This window comes from Zobellia russellii, from assembly GCF_044597075.1.
Taxonomy (GTDB): domain Bacteria; phylum Bacteroidota; class Bacteroidia; order Flavobacteriales; family Flavobacteriaceae; genus Zobellia; species Zobellia russellii.
Genome location: NZ_CP139000.1, coordinates 2,454,223 through 2,474,672 on the forward strand (window position 1 = coordinate 2,454,223; position 20,450 = coordinate 2,474,672).

Annotated in this window: 19 protein-coding genes; 8 read left to right on the forward strand and 11 right to left on the reverse strand. The window is 38.8% G+C overall.

Annotation, left to right across the window (positions count from 1 at the left end; genetic code table 11):
- Positions 1-17 precede the first annotated feature (17 nt).
- The 4 genes from hemL to SJY45_RS09995 form a co-directional block, all read right to left on the reverse strand.
- On the reverse strand, positions 18-1,298 hold the full coding sequence (gene hemL, locus SJY45_RS09980; protein ID WP_400070430.1) for a glutamate-1-semialdehyde 2,1-aminomutase: 1,281 nt from the start codon (positions 1,296-1,298) through the stop codon (positions 18-20).
- Positions 1,299-2,153 (reverse strand): glucosaminidase domain-containing protein, encoded by an 855-nt coding sequence (locus SJY45_RS09985; RefSeq protein WP_400070432.1) that lies wholly within the window; start codon positions 2,151-2,153, stop codon positions 1,299-1,301.
- Complete coding sequence (locus SJY45_RS09990) at positions 2,150-3,061, reverse strand: 1-aminocyclopropane-1-carboxylate deaminase/D-cysteine desulfhydrase (RefSeq protein WP_400070434.1); 912 nt, start codon at positions 3,059-3,061, stop codon at positions 2,150-2,152. Before SJY45_RS09990 ends, SJY45_RS09985 begins: the two co-directional genes overlap by 4 nt.
- Positions 3,062-3,135: 74 nt before the next feature.
- Entirely contained in the window at positions 3,136-3,465 is a 330-nt protein-coding gene (locus SJY45_RS09995; RefSeq protein WP_215438142.1) for a hypothetical protein, read from the reverse strand.
- 204 nt (positions 3,466-3,669) lie between these two features.
- Here SJY45_RS09995 and SJY45_RS10000 point away from each other — a divergent pair, with 204 nt between their 5' ends.
- From SJY45_RS10000 to SJY45_RS10015, 4 genes are all read left to right on the forward strand, one after another.
- Positions 3,670-3,828, forward strand: coding sequence for a DUF5522 domain-containing protein (locus SJY45_RS10000; protein WP_215438227.1), 159 nt, complete (start codon positions 3,670-3,672; stop codon positions 3,826-3,828).
- Positions 3,829-3,905: 77 nt separating this feature from the next.
- Positions 3,906-4,463, forward strand: coding sequence for a DUF4136 domain-containing protein (locus SJY45_RS10005; RefSeq protein ID WP_215913947.1), 558 nt, complete (start codon positions 3,906-3,908; stop codon positions 4,461-4,463).
- A 142-nt stretch (positions 4,464-4,605) separates the two neighbouring features.
- Positions 4,606-6,369, forward strand: coding sequence for an aromatic amino acid hydroxylase (locus SJY45_RS10010; RefSeq protein WP_215913946.1), 1,764 nt, complete (start codon positions 4,606-4,608; stop codon positions 6,367-6,369).
- Positions 6,370-6,407: 38 nt separating this feature from the next.
- Entirely contained in the window at positions 6,408-7,664 is a 1,257-nt protein-coding gene (locus SJY45_RS10015; protein ID WP_371735783.1) for an acetylxylan esterase, read from the forward strand.
- A gap of 7 nt (positions 7,665-7,671) precedes the next feature.
- Here SJY45_RS10015 and SJY45_RS10020 read toward each other — a convergent pair whose 3' ends face one another.
- The 6 genes from SJY45_RS10020 to SJY45_RS10045 all read right to left on the reverse strand — a co-directional run bounded on the left by SJY45_RS10020 (position 7,672) and on the right by SJY45_RS10045 (position 12,074).
- Entirely contained in the window at positions 7,672-8,286 is a 615-nt protein-coding gene (locus SJY45_RS10020) for a DUF4230 domain-containing protein (protein ID WP_400070437.1), read from the reverse strand.
- Positions 8,287-8,350: 64 nt separating this feature from the next.
- Positions 8,351-9,307, reverse strand: coding sequence for a GSCFA domain-containing protein (locus SJY45_RS10025; protein ID WP_400070439.1), 957 nt, complete (start codon positions 9,305-9,307; stop codon positions 8,351-8,353).
- A gap of 64 nt (positions 9,308-9,371) precedes the next feature.
- On the reverse strand, positions 9,372-9,800 hold the full coding sequence (locus tag SJY45_RS10030) for a DUF3995 domain-containing protein (RefSeq protein WP_400070441.1): 429 nt from the start codon (positions 9,798-9,800) through the stop codon (positions 9,372-9,374).
- Between the two features lie 86 nt (positions 9,801-9,886).
- Positions 9,887-10,441: a Crp/Fnr family transcriptional regulator gene (locus tag SJY45_RS10035; RefSeq protein WP_400070443.1), complete on the reverse strand. Its 555-nt coding sequence runs from the start codon at positions 10,439-10,441 to the stop codon at positions 9,887-9,889.
- Positions 10,442-10,499: 58 nt separating this feature from the next.
- Entirely contained in the window at positions 10,500-11,363 is an 864-nt protein-coding gene (locus tag SJY45_RS10040; protein ID WP_400070445.1) for a hypothetical protein, read from the reverse strand.
- The gene (locus SJY45_RS10045; RefSeq protein WP_400074338.1) at positions 11,364-12,074 is read right to left on the reverse strand and encodes a hypothetical protein; all 711 of its coding nucleotides are present in this window, start codon (positions 12,072-12,074) and stop codon (positions 11,364-11,366) included.
- 235 nt (positions 12,075-12,309) lie between these two features.
- Here SJY45_RS10045 and SJY45_RS10050 point away from each other — a divergent pair, with 235 nt between their 5' ends.
- Complete coding sequence (locus SJY45_RS10050; RefSeq protein WP_400070446.1) at positions 12,310-15,573, forward strand: two-component regulator propeller domain-containing protein; 3,264 nt, start codon at positions 12,310-12,312, stop codon at positions 15,571-15,573.
- A gap of 167 nt (positions 15,574-15,740) precedes the next feature.
- Here SJY45_RS10050 and alaS read toward each other — a convergent pair whose 3' ends face one another.
- Entirely contained in the window at positions 15,741-18,356 is a 2,616-nt protein-coding gene (alaS, locus tag SJY45_RS10055) for an alanine--tRNA ligase (protein WP_400070448.1), read from the reverse strand.
- Positions 18,357-18,457: 101 nt separating this feature from the next.
- Here alaS and SJY45_RS10060 point away from each other — a divergent pair, with 101 nt between their 5' ends.
- From SJY45_RS10060 to SJY45_RS10070, 3 genes are all read left to right on the forward strand, one after another.
- A complete protein-coding gene (locus tag SJY45_RS10060; RefSeq protein WP_215438132.1) occupies positions 18,458-19,435 on the forward strand; it encodes a M23 family metallopeptidase in 978 nt (325 codons plus the stop codon).
- On the forward strand, positions 19,435-19,764 hold the full coding sequence (locus SJY45_RS10065) for a MerR family transcriptional regulator (RefSeq protein WP_400070450.1): 330 nt from the start codon (positions 19,435-19,437) through the stop codon (positions 19,762-19,764). Before SJY45_RS10060 ends, SJY45_RS10065 begins: the two co-directional genes overlap by 1 nt.
- 83 nt (positions 19,765-19,847) lie before the next feature.
- Positions 19,848-20,447 carry a LemA family protein gene (locus SJY45_RS10070; protein WP_215438130.1) on the forward strand — a complete coding sequence of 200 codons (600 nt, stop codon included), beginning with the start codon at positions 19,848-19,850 and terminating at the stop codon, positions 20,445-20,447.
- Positions 20,448-20,450: the final 3 nt, after the last annotated feature.

Here is a 20,450-nt window from a genome sequence, read left to right on the forward strand (position 1 = left end):
GGCATTGTAACAACTATCTATAGATTCACTTTCTTTAAAGCTGCAACGGTCTCATCTATATCTGCATAGCTGAGGGCATCGTTCAAAAAGTAACTTTCAAAAGCACTTGGTGGTAAGTACACACCGTTTTGCAACATACCGTGAAAGTACTTTTTAAAGGTATCATTGTTTCCCTTAGCTGAACTATCAAAATCTACCACCGCTTCTTCCGTAAAATGTACGGATATCATACTTCCAAATCGGTTAATTTGGTAAGGAACATCTTTCGTCTTTAAAACGGAATCCAAACCTTCATGAAGGTAAGCGGTTTTTTTGTCCAGACTTTCAAAAACCTCTGGTTTATTGTTAAGTTCCGTTAGCATAGCTAGACCTGCGGCCATTGCCAATGGATTACCGCTCAATGTTCCTGCTTGGTAAACGGGGCCTTCAGGAGCTAAATGAGACATAATCTCAGCTCTTGCCGCAAAAGCACCTACCGGTAAACCTCCGCCAATAACTTTTCCGAAACAAACAATATCAGCATCTATACCTAGCGCTTCCTGAGCACCACCTTTGCCCAAACGAAAACCGGTCATAACCTCATCGAACAACAATAAAATACCTTCTTGGGTACACAGTTGGCGAAGTCCCTTTATAAATTCATCCGAAGGAATAATACAACCCATATTACCTGCTACAGGTTCAATAATTATGGTTGCAATTTCCCCTTTGTTGGCCTCAACCAATGCTCTTACGCTTTCAATATCGTTGTAGGTGGCCAAAAGCGTATCCTTTGCTGTACCTTGGGTTACCCCAGGGCTGTTGGGACTACCAAAAGTTACGGCACCACTACCCGCCTGTATTAAAAAAGAATCTGAGTGGCCATGGTAGCACCCTGCAAATTTGATGATTTTATCCTTTCCCGTATACCCTCGGGCCAAACGTACGGCACTCATACAAGCTTCCGTACCGCTGTTCACAAATCTAATTTTGTCAATATTGGGTACCATGGAAACTGCCAATTGCGCTAACTGGGTTTCAATCTCCGTAGGCATTCCAAAGGAGGTTCCTAATTTTGCTTTCTCAATTACCGCATTAAGTACAGGTTCATGGGCATGGCCCAAAATTAACGGACCCCATGAAGCGATATAATCAATTAACCGGTTATCATCTTCATCATACAAATAGGCACCTTTTGCCTTTTTTACAAAAATTGGGTCGCCTCCTACGGCCTTAAAAGCACGTACTGGAGAATTAACACCTCCAGGTATATATTTTTGCGCCTCGGCAAATAGGGCGCTACTTCTTTGATATAACATCTATTTATTGAAATTTTGAGTCTTAACAGTAAGTTTTTGACCAATATCCAGATTGTTGTCGTACATATAGTTCCATCGTTTTAAATCATCAACGGAAACAGAATACGCCCTGGAAATTGAATATAACGTATCTCCCTTCTTGACCACGTGCACCTTATTCTGGGCACGCGCCGCTATTACGGGTTTTTCTTTTGGTTTGCCATAGCCTTGTTTGGCAATCTCAGTATCATACTTGTACAATTCATACCGCTCAATAAGCGATATCAATTTTTGCGGGTAATGTTTATCCGTAGCATAACCGGCCTGTCGTAAGCCTTTTGCCCACCTCTTATAATCATCGTTACTATAATCAAACAAAAATGCATAACGTGAACGACCTTTTAAAAATATACTGTGATCGCGGTACGAATACATGGGGTGGTTATATTTTCTAAAACACTCCCCTTTTTCATCATCATCATGAAAATCATAATCGCCCTCCCAACCGGTATGGCATTTTATTCCAAAATGATTGTTGGTCTTTAAGGCCAAAGCCCCTTTTCCCAGTCCGCTTTCTAACAACCCTTGCGCCAATGTAATACTGGCAGGAATACCAAAAGCCTTCATTTCCATTTGGGCTATTTCAGAAAATGTCTCAACATATTCCTCCGGTGATTCAATACTAAAGTGAATAAATTCACCCGTATCATCTGGCATAGGGTACAGACCGTCATCTGCTTTTTTAATCTCCTTCTCAACCACTACAGCTTCCGTTTTCTTCCGTGGAGTTTCACTACGGGTGGCTACCGTTCGTTTTGCTTTACATCCAATAAAAAATAGGCTCACAAGAGCTACTGCTATAACGCTACGTATCATAAGCTTAATAATGGTAGATTTTTCTTTTGCAAATTACGGTTCATTCCTTCAATACCTTGGAGCCCCCCTGTATGGATTGCTAAAATTTTTGTGTTAGGGGGAAAATATCCTTTTGTAACCTGATCTACTATACCATACATCATCTTGCCCGTATAAATCGGATCCAGAGGTATTTGGGTCTTACTCTTAAAATCGTTTATGAAATGTATGAGGTGTTCATTCACCTTTGCATAACCTCCAAAATGATTGTCCGTTATAAGTTCCCAATTTTCCCTTGCTGCGAATTTACGAATATCTTCTTGTAAAAAATCGCCTTTGAGCGCCGGAAACCCCAAAACTTTTTGATCCGCAAAAGCAGAATTACTTATTCCTGCAATAGTACCGCCCGTACCCACAGCACAGCAGATTACATCAAAACCAGCATCGGCATTTGTTAAGATTTCTTCGCAACCTTTAATGGCCAAAGGATTGGTTCCACCCTCGGGCAAAAGATAAAAAGCGCCCAATTCTTCTTTCAAATCCTTGATGAATTGTGCATTATTCTTATTCCTATAAGCTTCCCTAGAAATAAATTTAAACTGCATACCATGGGAATTGGCCAGTTTTAAAGTAGCATTTTCTTGCCATTTTTGAGCCAGTTCTTCCCCACGTATTACCCCTATGGTTTGTAGACCGTGTAGTTTTCCGGCATAGGCCGTCGCGGCAATATGATTGGAATACGCCCCTCCAAATGTAAGCAGGGTGTTCTGCCCTTGAGACTTTGCATCCTCTAAATTGCATTTGAGTTTTCTGTATTTATTTCCAGAAATAAACGGATGAATAAGATCCTCCCTCTTAAGTACAAGGGTTACCTTTTTTTGTTCAAGAATGGGTAAATGAATTTCTTGATTTTTAACAGTTTCTCGCATACTCCGCAAAAGTAGGGCGAAAAACAGAGGTATTAAAGTTCTGTTTTATAATTAGACCGGAAGTATTGTACAGGCTAATTTGAAAGATATTTAATAAAACTAAAGGCTTTACGTTCGTTGGTATAATTCAAATTTTTCTCGTTTGAATAAGCCTCGCGTTCAAAGCTAATGTTTTGATATGCCTTATAACTATCAAAATAAATGGCCGTTCTTATAAGCCATTCCGATATATAGAAAAAGTAGAAGAAAACAATAAGTAGTTCCTGCTGTTGTTTTAAGTGGATTTTCTCATGATTGATCAAGACAATATCTTCTTTGAGTTCATCATGCTTAAGAATAATGAATGGCCAAAGTGATAGACCAACATAATTCTTATAAAAAAAATGTTTAAAGACTAAGATCATAATCAAAGGTTTAAACGGTACAAAACAAAATTGATTGTTGTTGAACCATCTTAATGGGATAACACAACTTTGTTGCCAATAATTGTAATCATTCGTTAAAATACATCTAAACCCTGTAAAATGTGCGGTTTTAAGATGGATTTAAGTACTCTATCAACAAAATGCAGTAATTTTAACCTAAACAAGGTATCGGAAGATAAATTAATGAAAAAAATAATTCCGCCCGAGGAAGGCGACTTTTACCTAACCGAAGAAGGGTATAGAGTATTTACAAAACAGTACCACTTAAAAAGAGGGTATTGTTGCGAGAGTGGTTGCAGACATTGCCCATACGGCTACGACCCTAAGACTAACCGTCAATAAATACGGTTCTTCGGCATGATTTTTGAGACTATTTTAAAAAGAAAATGATGTGTTAACACCAAATACTATTATCCGTTATGAAAAAGATTAAAATTTTAGTGGTGCCAATGCTCGTGTTGTTGTTTTTAAGCTCCTGCACATCGGTACGTGTGCTTTCGGATTACGACAAAGAGGCTAACTTCAACAGTTATAAATCCTACGCATTTTATAAAACCGGAATTGACAAAGCCCAGATTTCCGATTTGGACAAAAAGAGAATTCTAAGAGCTATTGAAGCCGAAATGACCAAACGTGGTTTTACCAAATCTGAAAACCCAGACATTCTGATAAGCATTTTCACTAAAGAAAAGGAACAGGTTGACATTTATAACAACTACTGGGGCGGTGGTTGGGGCTGGGGCTGGAACCCATACTACTGGGGTCCCGGTTGGGGCGGAAATAACGTCAGCACTCGTACGGAAGGTTCATTATACATAGACCTTATAGACTCCAAAAGCAAAGAATTGGTGTGGCAAGGTAAAGGCGTTGGCAACCTTACCAACACTAGTAACATTGCCAAGAAAGAAGAGAGAATTAGAGAATTTGTATCAGAAATCTTAATGCAATACCCACCCAACATTGTTGCCACAAAGTAGGTTGGTTTAACTAATATAAGTCTTAATGACAAAAGCTCTTTTCATCAAAAAGGGCTTTTTTTTACACCCAACTTAGTCCTTGTAAATATTAGAAAAAGCGCTCTACCCTTTTTTGTATCTTTATAACAGAAAATTTTGTTGTATGACATACACTAGTAATCCTGTACTTGATAAACTACCTGCACATTTGCAGCAGTATATAAAACCGCAAGACTACAATGAATACTCGGCTATTGACCAGGCCGTTTGGAGATATGTAATGCGCAAAAACGTAGATTATTTAAGTAAGGTAGCACATTCTTCCTATTTAGATGGGTTACAAAAAACAGGAATTTCCATAGACCACATTCCCAATATGTACGGTATGAACCGTATTTTAAAAGAAATTGGTTGGGCGGCCGTTGCCGTAGACGGTTTTATTCCGCCTTCTGCGTTTATGGAATTTCAGGCATACAACGTGCTTGTTATTGCCTCGGATATTAGGCAATTAGACCATATAGAATATACGCCTGCCCCAGATATTATTCATGAAGGCGCAGGGCATGCCCCAATAATTGCCAATCCTGAATATGCAGAGTACTTACGTAGATTTGGCGAGATTGGTTCAAAGGCCATTTCAAATGCCAAAGACTATGAGCTTTACGAAGCGGTGCGCCACCTTTCAATTATAAAAGAGGCCCAAGGCACACCACAGGATGAAATTGACAAAGCCGAAAAACATATTGAAGATCTTCAGAACAATATGGGTGAACCCAGTGAAATTGCACTCATAAGAAATTTACATTGGTGGACCGTAGAATACGGACTTATCGGAACACCTGAAAATCCTAAAATTTATGGTGCCGGACTACTTTCTTCTATTGGAGAAAGTGCCTGGTGCATGACGGATGAAGTCAAGAAAAAACCGTATTCCTTAGATGCGGCGTACACGTCTTTTGACATTACACAGCCCCAACCTCAACTTTTTGTTACTCCGGATTTTGCTTACTTGAGTCAAGTTTTAGAGGAGTTTGCGAATACCATGGCTTTACGCAAAGGCGGATTGAGCGGAATTAAAAAACTGATTGCCTCCAAAGAACTGGGCACCATAGAACTGAGTACGGGCTTACAGATCTCGGGTAATTTTGATAGCGTTATAGCGTATGATGATAAGCCTGTTTTCTTTCAAACGGTTGGAGCTACGGCTTTATCCTTCCGCGATAAAGAATTGGTAGGGCACAGTACAAAACAGCACGCTACCGGTTTTGGCTCCCCATTGGGCAAGTTAAAAGGAATAAACTTGGCTATTGAGGATATGAGTCCGCTTGACCTAAAAGCTTACAATATTTTTGAAGGCCAACGCATTTCCTTAGAGTTTGAAGGACATATACAAATAGCCGGAGAAATCGTTACGGGAACCCGAAACCTGCAAGGAGATATTATTCTCGTCACCTTTAAAGATTGTACGGTAACCCACAAGAACAATGTTCTTTTTAAAAGCAAGGAAGAGCTTTACAGTATGGCCGTAGGTAGCGAAATTGTTTCGGCTTTTAACGGTCCGGCAGATTTGAACAGTTTTGACCTGGTTACCCATAAAGTGTCATCCACGACCATAAAATCAGAAGGCAACGCTTCTCAGAGCCAATTGGAACAATATTACGAACAGGTTCGCCACTTCCGGGAAGGCAAGAACATTACCATCTCCAGACACAAAGTTTTTGAAGCCATAAGGGATAATTACCCTGGTGATTGGCTCCTGCCTGTTGAACTCTACGAGCTTGCCAAAGAAAACGGAGACCATGAGTTTGCCCATGAAATATCCGAACATTTACAAACAGTGAAACTGAACAATCCAAAGGTTGGTCATTTAATAGATGATGGCCTAAATTTGGTAAACCAAACATGTGAAACAGAAAATTTGAACTAGAAACCTATATTTCCTAATTGACCCCAAACCAAACCGCCGTGAAACGAATAACTTCTCTCTTTTTTATAATTTTCAGTACCATCCTATTGGCACAACCCGAAGCTAATTACGATGAGACCAGAATACCAAAATTCTCAGTTCCCGACCCTCTCACCTCTTTTAGTGGGCGAGCGATAACGAATACCGATCAGTGGGAAAAAAATAGAAAACTAGAAATCTATCAGTTCTTCGAAAAGCAAATATATGGCAAGGTCCCTGCCATGTTGGACGAGTACTCCTTTAAAGTCATAGAACAAGATAATAATGCATTTGAGGGAAAAGCACAACGCAAACAAATTGCGGTTGGCTTAAAGAAAAACGGACGGACGTTAAATTTCAACATCCTTTTATACCTTCCTAACGGACATGAAAACGCACCTGTATTCCTAGGCTATAATTTTCATGGGAACCACACGGTAACGAACGACCCCAAGGTCATAATCACCGAAGCTTGGAATGCCAACAACGACGATTTAAAGATAAGCAATAACAAAGCTACAGAAGCTTCGCGAGGCGTGCGTACCAACCGCTGGCCCATAAATAAAATGCTCGAAAAGGGATACGGTCTCGCCACGGTGTATTATGGAGAAATAGACCCAGATAAAAATGACTTTTCGGATGGACTGCACAGTTTATACTATACCGAAGAACAGACCCGGCCAAGGACCAATGAATGGGGCAGTATAGCCGCATGGGCTTTTGGACTTAGTCGCGCTATGGACTACTTAGAAAATGACACTAATATTTCTAATGTAATTGTGTTTGGGCATTCAAGGCTAGGAAAAGCAGCTTTATGGGCAGGTGTAACAGACCCTAGATTCTCCGGTGTGGTCAGTAATAATTCGGGTTGTGGAGGTGCAGCCTTATCCAAACGAAAGTATGGAGAGACCATAGAACACATTACTACTTCTTTTCCACATTGGTTTTCCCAAAGCTTTAAAAAATACAGCAACAGAGAAGAAACATTACCTGTAGACCAGCATCAGTTACTGGCATTGATTGCTCCAAGGCCATTGTACGTAGCCAGTGCCATTGAAGATGAATGGGCAGATCCCAAAGGTGAGTTCTTGTCTTCTCAATATGCGTCTAAAGTGTACGAGCTATATGGAAAAAAAGGATTGTCCCTTACAGATGTTCATGAGGTTGACAAGCCTATTCAGCGAACGCTAGCCTACCATATGAGAACCGGAAAACACGATGTAACCGAATACGACTGGGACCAATACATGACTTGGGCAGATACTTTTGCCAAATAGGTAAAATCTAATCCTTGAAAAGTATTTGGGGCAGATTCTCTTCTACCGGCTGACCATTGTATACCAAAGACCATCCCATGGAATTGGTTAAAATATAGAATTTCTGAAGTTCGCTGATCAGACGGTTTTCAGCGTTCTTTTTTAAAGCCGATGCTTCTACTTTTTTCATTAGGGAAGCATTTACGTTTTTCTTGATTTTATTATAATCACTGGCTTCGAACATATTTAAATAGTCCGAAGTAACATCGTAATACTCAAAATCCGGACTGATCTTTACTTCCGGCTCCGGTATGCTTTTGATGTGTAAAGTCTTGTTTGCCTCATCCACTTCAAAATTAATTTTACTTAAATCATAGGCAATAGTAACATCGGCATTTACCACGACCAACGCTTTCTTTTCCGCGGAAATAAAAGGCCCAAAAAGCATCTTAGAATCTTTGTAATTGTAGACTTCCGCAAAGTGACCTTCGGTAACTATTAATTTACTTACGTTGTCTATTTGCGTCTGTATGAGCATACTATTTTCTTCAAGGATGGATTTTTCCTCCCTATCGGCAACGCACGAACGAAAAACCAAAACAGCGGCCAGGGTAATCAAGACGCCTGCAAATACTTTTTTCATAAGATGAAGTTACAATACATATTGAAATTGACGAAACGGAAAGCGGATTCTAACACCCTGAATCTTAACTTGAAAAATCCATAAACGAAAACTGCTTTTGAAGGTTGGATATTTTAACGTCCAAGGATTTTAAGAACTCTAAATGTTGTTCGGATTTTGGGTAAAAAGGCCTATGAAGGAGTCCTTTCTGAACAGCATCTACCTGAAGCATAGTTTTTTGGGCCTCTTCCGTAATCCAAACCAATTTAAACTTTTCCCAAATATAATTGACCGCCAATGCATTTGGGTGCACCATATCCTCTTTATAAAAACGATAATCGCGCAGTTCGTCCATTTGAATTTCATACGAAGGAAAGTAATCTACTTTCAGCTTCGCAGCTTCAATCACTTCATGAACAGCAGCTATTAAATGTGCCTTGCTCCGTTGATTTTCTACAAAACCATCTTTTATATGACGTACCGGTGATACCGCAAAAATAAAGTGAGCATCGGGGTTCATAGATTTTACCGATGCCATAATACGGTTTAGGCTAGCTGTAATCTCCCCAATACTCAACAACTCTTTTGAAAACTGTTTTTGAGGAACTTTATGGCAATTAGCTACCACTGCATCTGTTTCCGTATGTCTATACACCCAAGCCGTACCCAGTGTTATGCAAATATGGGTAGCTTGTTTCAGATGATTTGCAGTTTTTTCAATTCCGTCATTTAAGGCATTAAGCAGACTTTCTTTGGAAACCGCACTTAAATCTGAATGGGCATCATAGCACTGCCAACGCTCATTGTGAAAAAAAACATCGTCCTCCGTATAGACCTTCCCCAATACGGCACGAGAGACCAAATTGGCAATAGCCAACGGGTGGAATAAAATACCGAACGGGTTCTGAAGTTCGCGAAATTTAAAGTAACTGAATTTTTGCCCAATATTCTCCGAAAAGCAGGAACCCAACAACACAAACCTACTTTCATAGTCAATTTGGTTTTGGACCTTTTGTAAAGGTATTTGGGTTTGGAGTTTCATCTTAATTTGTTGCTTTTTTCTACCACTCAAAGATAGTGTCTAATTTAGAGGATTTTCAATTCCATCAACTCAGATATTGAACCAGTATTCCCATTATTCCAATTGCTAGGCATAAAGGAATAAAAACTTTTGAATCTGCATTCGCGAATGTGGTATGTTTTATTTTCTTAAAAAGACCAACGTACTTAAATTCGCCTATCGCCCGCAAAATAAAAATAGAAGGAATAAACCAATATGCATAATTTATAATCCAATTAGGTGCCTGAAAATGCATCAAACCTGACTTCAAAAGATATAAAAGCCCAAACGAAACCAAAACAAGGCCCACTATTAACGTGGCTATTTTAGGAATGGCGAGCGAGTTCAGTTCATTACCTTTTGTTGGAATCGCGCTCTTAAGTGCCCATGTGCCTCCAAAAAGCCAATAAAAATGGATGCCACCGAGAGCAACAAAAACTAAAAATAAAATCGCGGATAAAATCATGACAGTCATTAGTACAGGTTTTAAAAATTACTCCATTTATTTAATGGGAGCTAATTTCTAGAAATACTGCGAAATCACGACTTAACTTTGGGTAATTAATGCTTTGAAACCTGATTTCTGATTCTACTTAATGATTGTGGTGTTATACCCAAATAGCTCGCAATATGTTTTAAAGCATACTTTTGAAAATATTCAGGATGATTTTTCATGAGAAGCAAATACCGCTCCGTTGGATTTAAAAATAGCAGTTGTTCCGTTCTCCGTTTACTATTTACGAATATCTGTTCGCTAATAATTCTCCCAAATTTATTCCAGTAAAAAGAGGTTTCGTAAAGAGAATACAGGCCAGTTCTATCCAAAAAAATAGCTTCCCCTTTTTCTATGCCCTGTATCCACAAGGTAGAGGGCTGTTGACTTACAAAGCTCTCATAGTCTGTTATGAACTCATTAGTGGATCTTAACAACAAATTCGTTTCTACCAGTTGGTCATTTATATGGTAAGACCGCAAAGACCCCAAATTGATAAACGCAATAAAACGGCATATTTGGGGCGGACAGAGCAACTGTTCACCTTCTTCAAACCCAACAACTGAGAGGTAAGGCAATATAGCCTGCCAATCCTCTTCCGTAATAGGAAGAATACTGTTCAATATGCGTTTTAGTTTTTCTATTGGTTATATTATTTATATGACTACGCCCTGCCTAGTACTATGAATGCTTTTTATTGATTTGATATTCAAAACTCAAAACCCGAAATCGCCACAAAGTTAAGGTCTGTATTGCTTTAATGCTTCCATTTTCTGAACTAACCACCAGTTTATCTTTAAATGATGAAATAAACTTAGTCCATTTATTTCCCTTGGAATCGTTCAGTAAAAAATAAAATCCACTATCACCAATTGTTTTCCCCGAAGAGGTTAAAATTAATTCACCGTTCTTTCCCACACTCGGGATTAAAATAACCGTAGCATTACCATTGGGCAACGGAAATATAGCTTTTACACAAGTCTGCCCTTTTGGAATCATACAGGTTTCATAAACCCCAGAATACACCACTTGCCCCGAGGTTTTGAAGGTTCTTAGCCAAATGGTACGTTTTACTTTTTTTGTTTGACCGTCCAACAAACAAATGATTTCATTTGTCATTGCCTTGGAACCTTTATTGTTTCTAATAGGCACATTTAATTGTTCAATTCTATTACTGAACAATAGGCGTAAAAGCACACCAAACCCTTTAAAGAAGGGATTCCATTTCACTTTTAAGTCAAGATCATAAGTACTTGTATTTTCATAAAAATCGATTACATTTTTGGACAATTTATCCAACTCTGTTTGAGGTAGTTTAAGTTGATTAATGGATTGCAATATACCTTTAGCATGGGTACTTTTATCTTCATTCAACTCTTCCTTATGCGCCAGCTCTTGAATGAACTTTTCTCCAATTCCGTTTTTTGTTCCAAAAGGTCCCAGAAGCCACTTACTAGTATCTTCATCAACTTTTTCCCCAAATAGGATAACCCATTGTTGGGTAATCCAATCCTGTACGTTTTGCTTAAGAATAGCAAGCCCCATTTAATCTATTTTAAGATTAGGAACAAAATTCTTTTTACCTTTCCATGAACCAGATTCCGAGATGGGTTTAAAACGCAGAGTGGTAAATTCAAAATGAAAACTCTTCCTTTCTCTTTCTTTCATTGCAACCGCATGTCTTTGGGGTTTAGGCACTTTACTATGACCACGCACCATATCTGTCATTTCTTTCTCCGTTCTCCAAATAGAAAATGTGGATACCGTATTGGGAAATCTAAATGAAGCCAAAGAAAGCGTAGTTCCAGGGTGGTCACGGACCAACTTTTCTACAGGTCTGCCCCAATGTAAAAACCGTGGGATTTCAAAGGGTTTCATTCTCGCAATCGTAACCGCTACTACGGGAGAATTTAGTCCATCTAACTCGGATTTATATTCCGAAATATTAAAATCCTTAAATTTTCCCCACTCTCGCACAAAAGACAAGCGAACATGCCAGCCGTTAGCTAGAATTTTACCAAATTTCTCTTCTTCTAAATAATCATCTATGGCATTTTCATTTTCCCATTGAGCAAAGACCACTACCTCCCGTATTAAAAATCTTGATGGGGATACAATAGCAGAACCCAATCTCATAGAAGACATATACTCCACATGAATCAAACCTTTTGTATGCCTAGGAATAGGATTTAAGAATACTCCTTTTACGGCCGTAGAAAATGGTATTTTGGCCAAATGATAAGAAAATATAGTCATACTTATTTTGATATCTACGCCACAGAACAACCCACAAAAACCGTAGCCCATGCCTAATTTCAAAGTTAAAGATAGCCCATTAATTTGACAGAAAAATTCATAAAAACCAGCGTATTCTATATACTACCTAAACTCTTTTCTTGTTTCGTAGATAAAACTTTGCATCAAATTTATTTTTGGACGTAATTTCTTACCTTTAAATACGTTAAAATAAATATACTACACCAGCCTAAAAATGTTTTCAAAGTATTGTTGTAAAATTTTTACGTTTTTTATTCTTTTTCTTTCCATACACACGGTTAGATCTCAACAAACAACATCCTTTGATTTTCAACACATTACAGAAGGAATATCACATAGTACAGCTACGGTCTTTTTAGAAGATAGTTACGGTTTTATATGGATCGGAACCAGAAATGGACTGAACAGGTACGATGGTAAGGATTTTGAAATATTCAACAAAACATTAGACGGTGTAACAGGACTTACCCACGAATATGTAGTTTCTTTATATGAGGACGGTGAAAATATACTCATAAGCACCAATGATGGCTTAAGTTTATACGACCGCAGTTTAAATCTTGTTGTTCCATATCCATTTAAGAAAGAGGGAAAGGAAATAGAATCCAAAAGGTTTCAAGGGGTAACAAAACTACATGGCTATTTATGGCTAGGCACGGAAAAAAGCGGACTATATCGATATCAACCCGAAACTGGAGCGATAAAACACTTTAAACTTCCAAATGACTATGTAAAACTAAAAAACAAACGTATAGATAGAGTTCTTCAAATAATGCCCTTGGCCAGCGATTATATGTTGGTTATTACTACTTACAATATTCTGGTAATAAACAAGGATATGGAAATCCAGAGCAGACATCAGCAAACAGATGAAATCTTTGCGGCTACCACCATAGATAAAAACAAATATTTACTGGGCACCCTATACGGATCTCTTGTAGAACTAGAGGTAGATAAGAATTTAAAAATACATACCAAAAGAAAGGATGTAAGCCCAGGTTATTGTATCCGTTCCTTAACCAAAAGCAGCAATGACGAATTGTGGATAGGTACAGAAAACAACGGCCTCTACATCTACAATAAAAATTTAGAACAGCTCCAACATATAGAACATAGTGTTTATAAACCTAATTCCATTTCGGGCAACTCCATTTGGGCACTGTTAAACACTCGCAACGGTATTATGTGGGTAGCCCCATATAGAAGTGGCCTAAATTACCATGACCCAGAATTATTTAAATTTAAACACTTTACATCAGACCCACTAAATCCCAAATCTTTAAGCAACAAGCTGGTAAATTGTTTTAACGAAGATTCTAAAGGTAATATATGGATAGGAACGGACGGTGGTGGACTAAACTATTGGAACAGAAGTTTAAATACGTTTGAAGATTATTCTCTAAAAAGCGAAAATTTTGGCAGTGATGTAGTGCTTTCATTACTCCAGACAAAACCAAACGAGTTATGGGTTGGCACTTGGACCAATGGTATTCTCATCTTTGATACGAAAAGTAAAAAGTACGAAGAATTAAACACCCAGAATTCCTTTTTGAAATCCAATATTGTAGTTAACCTCTTAGAGGATAAAAGTGATCGTATTTGGGTTGTACATTATTTTGCGGGTGTACAGGTTTTTAACCCTAAAACAAACGAACATGAAGACATTACCCTGACCTCTGAAGTAGATGGTACGGAAATAAATTCGTTAAACACCATATTTGAAGATAACCAAGGTAATGTTTGGATAGGCACTCTCAACTCCGGCTTGTTTAAACTATCAGAAAACAATGGTACTTGGACAAACACCCATTATCACATTAAAAATTCGTTAAGCAACAATTTTGTCAACTCTATCATACAGGATACCGAAAATACCATTTGGGTAGGTACCCAAGGAGGACTTAACAAATACATACCTGAAAAGGATTCTTTTGAGATAATCAACAAATCAAACGGACTTAAAAATGATGCTATTAAAGAAATTATAGATGATAAGAATAAACATCTGTGGTTAAGTACGGAGGAAGGTATTATTAGATACCATACAGGAACGGGAAAAACAATGGAATATGGGGTAGTTGATGGTCTCCAGGCCAACCAATTTAACCCAAACGCCTCGTTGGTTACCAGTAAAGGAGAATATGTTTTTGGAGGCGTAAACGGGTTTAACATTTTTACGGCCAAGGATGTTGTTAAGCGAAAAGATAAACTCGCCCTATTTATTTCAGACCTTAAAATTTTCAACAAATCAGTTCTACCCAATGATGAATTTGGAGTTTTAGAGAAGGATATTAGCCAAGTAGATTCCCTTACCCTCAGCCATGACCAATCCGTAATAAATATTGATTTTAAGGCGCTTACCATGAGACACCCAGAAAGTGTTGACTACGCCTTTTATCTAGATGGCTTTGAAAAAGATTGGAATTATGTAGGAAACAATCCCAGTGCCACATATACCAACCTCAACCCGGGAGAATATACGTTACGTATGAAATCTACCAATTCTGATGGTGTTTGGGTAGACAATGAATTAAAGCTACATCTGACTATTACCCCACCCTATTGGCAAATGTGGTGGTTCCGATTGTTATTGGTCGTACTGATTCTACTATTGTTATATCTAGCCTATTACCTCAAAGTCCGAAATATCCGGAAAAATCAAAAAGTATTGATTCAAAAAGTAGCGGAACGTACCCAAGAGTTAAGGCTTCAAAAAAACAAACTAGAGGAAGCCGCAAATAGCTTAAAATCTAAGAATAAAGAGATTCAACAATTTACCTTTGCCGTCTCCCATGACCTAAAAAGTCCGCTTAACAATATTAAAGGAATTGCCGGCCTTATGTCCATGTCTATTGAGACTGCAGATTTTGAGACGGTAGAAGAATATCTAAACTTAATAGATATTTCCTGCGATAATATGAGCGCATTGATTTCGGATATTACCAAAATTGCGGAATTGGGTAAAGTCGAAAATAAAAACGAACTGTTGAACACCAATGATATATTGAGTTTATCCAAAGATTTGATCAAAGGAAAACTAGACAAAGAAAAAGTTGAACTTATTATTGCGAACGATCTACCTCAAATTTATGGTGACCACAAAAGGATAACCCAGATTTTTTGCAACTTCCTGGACAACTCTATCAAATATATGGGTGACCAAAAAAATCCAACAATAGCTATAGATTATATTGATAATGGTGACACAAACAGCTTCTTAGTACGTGATAATGGATTAGGAATGAACGAGCATGCCTTACAAAACCTATTTACACCATTTGAACGCTTTCACAAGAATACAGAAGGCACAGGCTTAGGACTCTATATGGTCCAGAAAATTGCGGTCTCGCATGGGGGAACCATAATTGCCGAGTCTGACGGCGTTGGAAAAGGAACCACCTTTAAGTTAACTTTGCCAAAAGCAGAAATAGCAGTACAAAAAGCAAAAGACAACGGTCAGCCACCTATCAAGTCTTAAAAATAACCCAGAAGAATTTTACCCTTATTTATCTAATATTTTCTAAACCCATAGAACACATTCCTCTTCATCAACAATGGACCGTGAATTATGATTCCTTTGAAGATTAGTCAAGTCTACCCCAAAAGAAAAAAGCCCCACCATAATTAGCGAGGCTTTCTAGTATGTTACTTTAAATACTCTTTTGCCTTGGCCAATGCCTCATCAATTCCTTCGGGTTTCTTGCCTCCTGCGGTAGCAAAGAAAGGCTGGCCACCGCCACCACCTTGAATGAATTTTCCCAGTTCCCTAACAATGGTTCCGGCATTCAAATCCTTTGAAGTCACTAGTTCTTTAGAAATGTAACAAGACAATAATGCTTTTCCGTTTTGCTCCGTTCCAAAAAGAAGGAATAGATTATCTTGGTTCTGACCCATTTCAAAAGAAAGGTCTTTTATTCCTGCGGCATCCAAGTCAATCTTCTTGGCCAAATACTGAACCCCGTTCACATCTTCCAGTTCGTTTTTTAAATCGCCTTTTAGGTTTTTTGCTTTATCTTTCAATAAGGCCTCTACCTCTTTTTTCAATTTGGTATTTTCATCTTGTAAGTTTGAGACAGCTTTTACTGGGTCTTGGGCATTGTTCAACAATGACTTTATATCCAAAAGGACCCTATCATTATCAGCATAAAAATCCTTTACGGCATCAGAGGTAATCGCTTCAATTCGGCGTATTCCCGAAGCCACTGCTCCCTCCGACTTAATTTTGAAGTGCCATATTTCACTCGTATTCTTAACATGGGTACCTCCACACAATTCTATAGACTGACCAAAACGCACCGTTCGCACAGCATCACCATACTTCTCTCCAAAAAGGGCCATAGCCCCTTCTTTCAAGGCGTCTTCCATTGGGATGTTTCTTTGCTCCACAAAAGGCAACTGACCATCTATACGTGCATTTACGAAGTTTTCTACCTCGCGTAGTTCCTCCGGTGTTACTTTTGAAAAGTGAGAAAAATCAAACCGTAAATACTTGGAGTGTACAGCAGAACCTTTCTGCTCTACATGCGTGCCCAATATTTCGCGTAAAGCCTGGTGCAATAAGTGCGTAGCCGTATGGTTTGCTTGCGTACGTTCGCGCTGTTTCCTGTCCACTACCGCTTTAAATGTTCCGCTTGTATCTGACGGAAGATTTTTAGTAAAATGGATAATTTCGTTGTTCTCCTTTTTCGTATCCAGAATGTAGACTACATCGCCATTTGGCATCTCCAAATAGCCCTTGTCCCCTACTTGTCCACCTCCTTCAGGATAAAAAGGAGTTAGGTTAAAAACCAATTGATACTGCTCACCGGCCTTTTTGGAAGTTACTTTTCTGTACTTCACCAATTTTACATTGGCCTCGAGCACATCATACCCAACAAACTCCTGCTCCAAATCTCCTGAAAGCACTTCCCAGTCATCCTTAGAAATCTCCGAAGCCGATTTTGAACGGTTCTTTTGCTCTTGCATAGCCACCTCAAAACCTTTTTCATCCAAGCTCAATCCCTTTTCAGAAAGAATCAGTGCAGTTAAATCTATAGGAAATCCGTAGGTATCGTACAGTTCAAAAGCTTTTCTACCATCTACTTCCTTACCCTTTACATTTGCAATTACTTGATCTAGAAGCACCAACCCTTGTTCCAAGGTTTTCAAGAATGAATGTTCTTCCTCCTTTATAACGTTTTCTATCAATTGACGCTGTTCCTTCAACTCGGGAAAAGCTTCCCCCATATTCTCCGTAAGCACACTTACCAAACGGTACATAAAGGGCTCTTTGGTATTCAAAAACGTAAAACCGTAACGCACGGCACGTCTTAAAATACGGCGGATTACATATCCGGCTCCCGTATTACTTGGCAACTGCCCGTCTGCAATGGAAAAAGACACCGCACGTATGTGATCCGCAATTACACGAATAGCAATATCCGTCTCTTCATCTTTTCCATACTTGCTATTGGTTATGGTCTCAATTTCACGAATAATAGGTTTAAAAACATCTGTATCGTAATTGGATTGCACACCTTGAAGCACCATGCACAGACGCTCAAATCCCATTCCCGTATCTACATGTTTTGCCGGCAACGGCTCCAAAGTACCGTCTGCCTTACGGTTGTATTGCATGAAAACCAAGTTCCATATTTCAACTACCTGTGGGTGATCGGCATTTACCAAAGAGGCTCCTGAAACCTTTGCTTTTTCTTCCGCAGAGCGAATATCCACATGAATCTCGGAACAAGGGCCACAGGGTCCCTGATCACCCATTTCCCAAAAATTGTCCTTCTTATTTCCTAGAATAATCCGGTCTTCCGGCACAATGGCTTTCCATAGATCATAAGCTTCGGTATCCAACGCCAAATTATCGGCATCTTTGCTTCCTTCAAAAACCGAAACATACAAACAATCCTTATCGATTTTCAAAACTTCCGTGAGCAGCTCCCATGCCCAAGAAATCGCTTCTTCCTTAAAATAATCGCCAAAACTCCAATTGCCCAACATTTCAAACATAGTATGGTGGTAGGTGTCCTTGCCCACTTCCTCTAGGTCATTATGCTTACCACTTACCCGCAAACACTTTTGGGTATCTACGGCCCTAGGATTCTTGGCAATACTATTCCCTAAAAAGAACTCCTTAAACTGGTTCATACCCGCATTTGTGAACATTAGCGTGGGGTCATCTTTAATGACCATAGGGGCAGATGGAACTATTTTATGCTCTTTTTCTTTATAAAAATTTAAGAATTGAGATCGGATTTCCTTGGAAGTCATAGAGAATTATAAGGTTTTACAAAAATTAACGTTTTAAAGGAAAGTATTTCTATATTTGTTTATCCCAGTAAAACGTCACAAAAATAGGATAAAATAGATTCATGTCTAAGGTAAAGTACTATTACGATCCGGATACACTTTCATATCGCAAGATAGAACCTAAAAAATCTAGGCGCTATCGTAATATTGCCCTGTTTTTTGTAGGGTCATTTCTATTTGGACTCATGTGCTTGGTATTTTTAATGAATACCAACCTGATCAATACTCCAAGGGAACTTTCGCTAGCGCGTGAAGTGAAAAATTACGAGCTTCAATTTGAGCTTTTGAATAGAAAAATGGGCCAGATAGAAGAGGTTTTGGCCAATATAGAAGAGCGCGACAATAATATTTACCGCTTGTACTTTGAGGCTAACCCTATTCCGGAAGAACAGCGAAGAGCCGGTTTTGGAGGTGTTAACCGTTACAAATCTTTGGAAGGCTTTAATAATTCCGAAATGGTAATCGCCACTACAAAACGACTTGACATCATTAAGAAACAGATGTCTATCCAATCCAAATCATTGGATGAAATCACAAAACTTGCCGAAGAAAAAGAAAAATTTCTAATGGCCATTCCGGCAATTCAGCCGGTTACCAACGAAAGTCTAAAGCGTATGGCTTCCGGTTTTGGCTGGCGTTCGGATCCGTTTACAAAAGCACGTAAACTGCATAGGGGAATGGATTTTTCCGCTCCAAAAGGCACTCCTATTTACGCCCCTGGAGATGGTAAGGTCATTCGTGCCGATAACGGTTCATCCGGTTACGGCAAGCATATTCGTATAGACCACGGCTATGGCTACAAGACGCTTTATGGGCATTTGAGCGAGTACAATGTAAAAAAAGGTCAAAAAGTAAAACGTGGAGACCTTATTGGTTTTGTAGGAAATACAGGCCGTTCGGAAGCTCCCCATTTACATTATGAAGTCTGGAAAGATGAAGAACGCATCAACCCCATAAACTTCTACTATGGTAGTTTGACCGCAGAAGAATTTGAGAATATGCTGAAATACGCAGCACAAGAAAATCAATCCTTGGATTAATGCAAATAGAACTTCCAGAAAAGAGGTATTACGGTATTGGCGAAGTCGCCAAGGCCTTTGGTGTAAACACTTCCCTGATTCGTTTTTGGGAGAAAGAATTTGATGCGCTCAAACCCAAAAAGAACGCAAAGGGAAACCGTAAGTTCACCCCACAGGACATAGACAATCTAAAGCTCATTTACCACTTGGTAAAAGAGCGTGGCTTTACCTTGGAAGGCGCTAAAATCCACTTAAAGGAAAACCGTCAAAAAACGCTCAATAACTTTGATATTATTGATAAATTAGAGCGAATTAAGTCCGAATTGACCAAAATTAAAGAGCAGTTGTAACAATTGCACAACTTTGTGGTCTAATATTCCAAATACACTTTTTGCTTACAGCAACACATTAACTATAACCTAATATTTTTAAAATGAAAAAAGGATTAATTGTTCTTATAGTACTAGGAGTCATTGCTTTTGGTCTTTATAATTGGGCCGTAGGCTTTAACAATACCGCAGTAGAACTAGAAGCCAATGCCAAAACAGCTTGGTCTAATGTTGAAAGTGCCTACCAACGTAGAAACGACCTCATAGGAAACTTGGTAAAAACCGTACAGGGCGCCGCAGATTTTGAACGTGGCACTTTAAAAGATGTAATTGAAGCAAGGGCCAAAGCTACCTCAACCTCTATTGATGCCAATAACCTAACACCAGAAAAAATGGCCGCTTTTCAACAAGCACAAAGCGGACTTACAGGTGCACTTAGTAAATTAATGGTAGTTGTAGAACGCTACCCAGAGCTAAAGGCAAACCAAAACTTTCTTGAACTACAAGCACAGTTAGAAGGTACAGAAAACCGTATAAACGTTGAACGAAACAAGTTTAATGAGACCGTAAACCTTTACGACATACACATCTCTAAATTTCCAGGGTCATTCTTGGCGGGCATTTTCGGGTTTGAAGATATGGCTCGGTACAAAGCAGATGCTGGTTCTGAAAACGCACCGGACGTAGAATTCGACTTCAATTAAGAT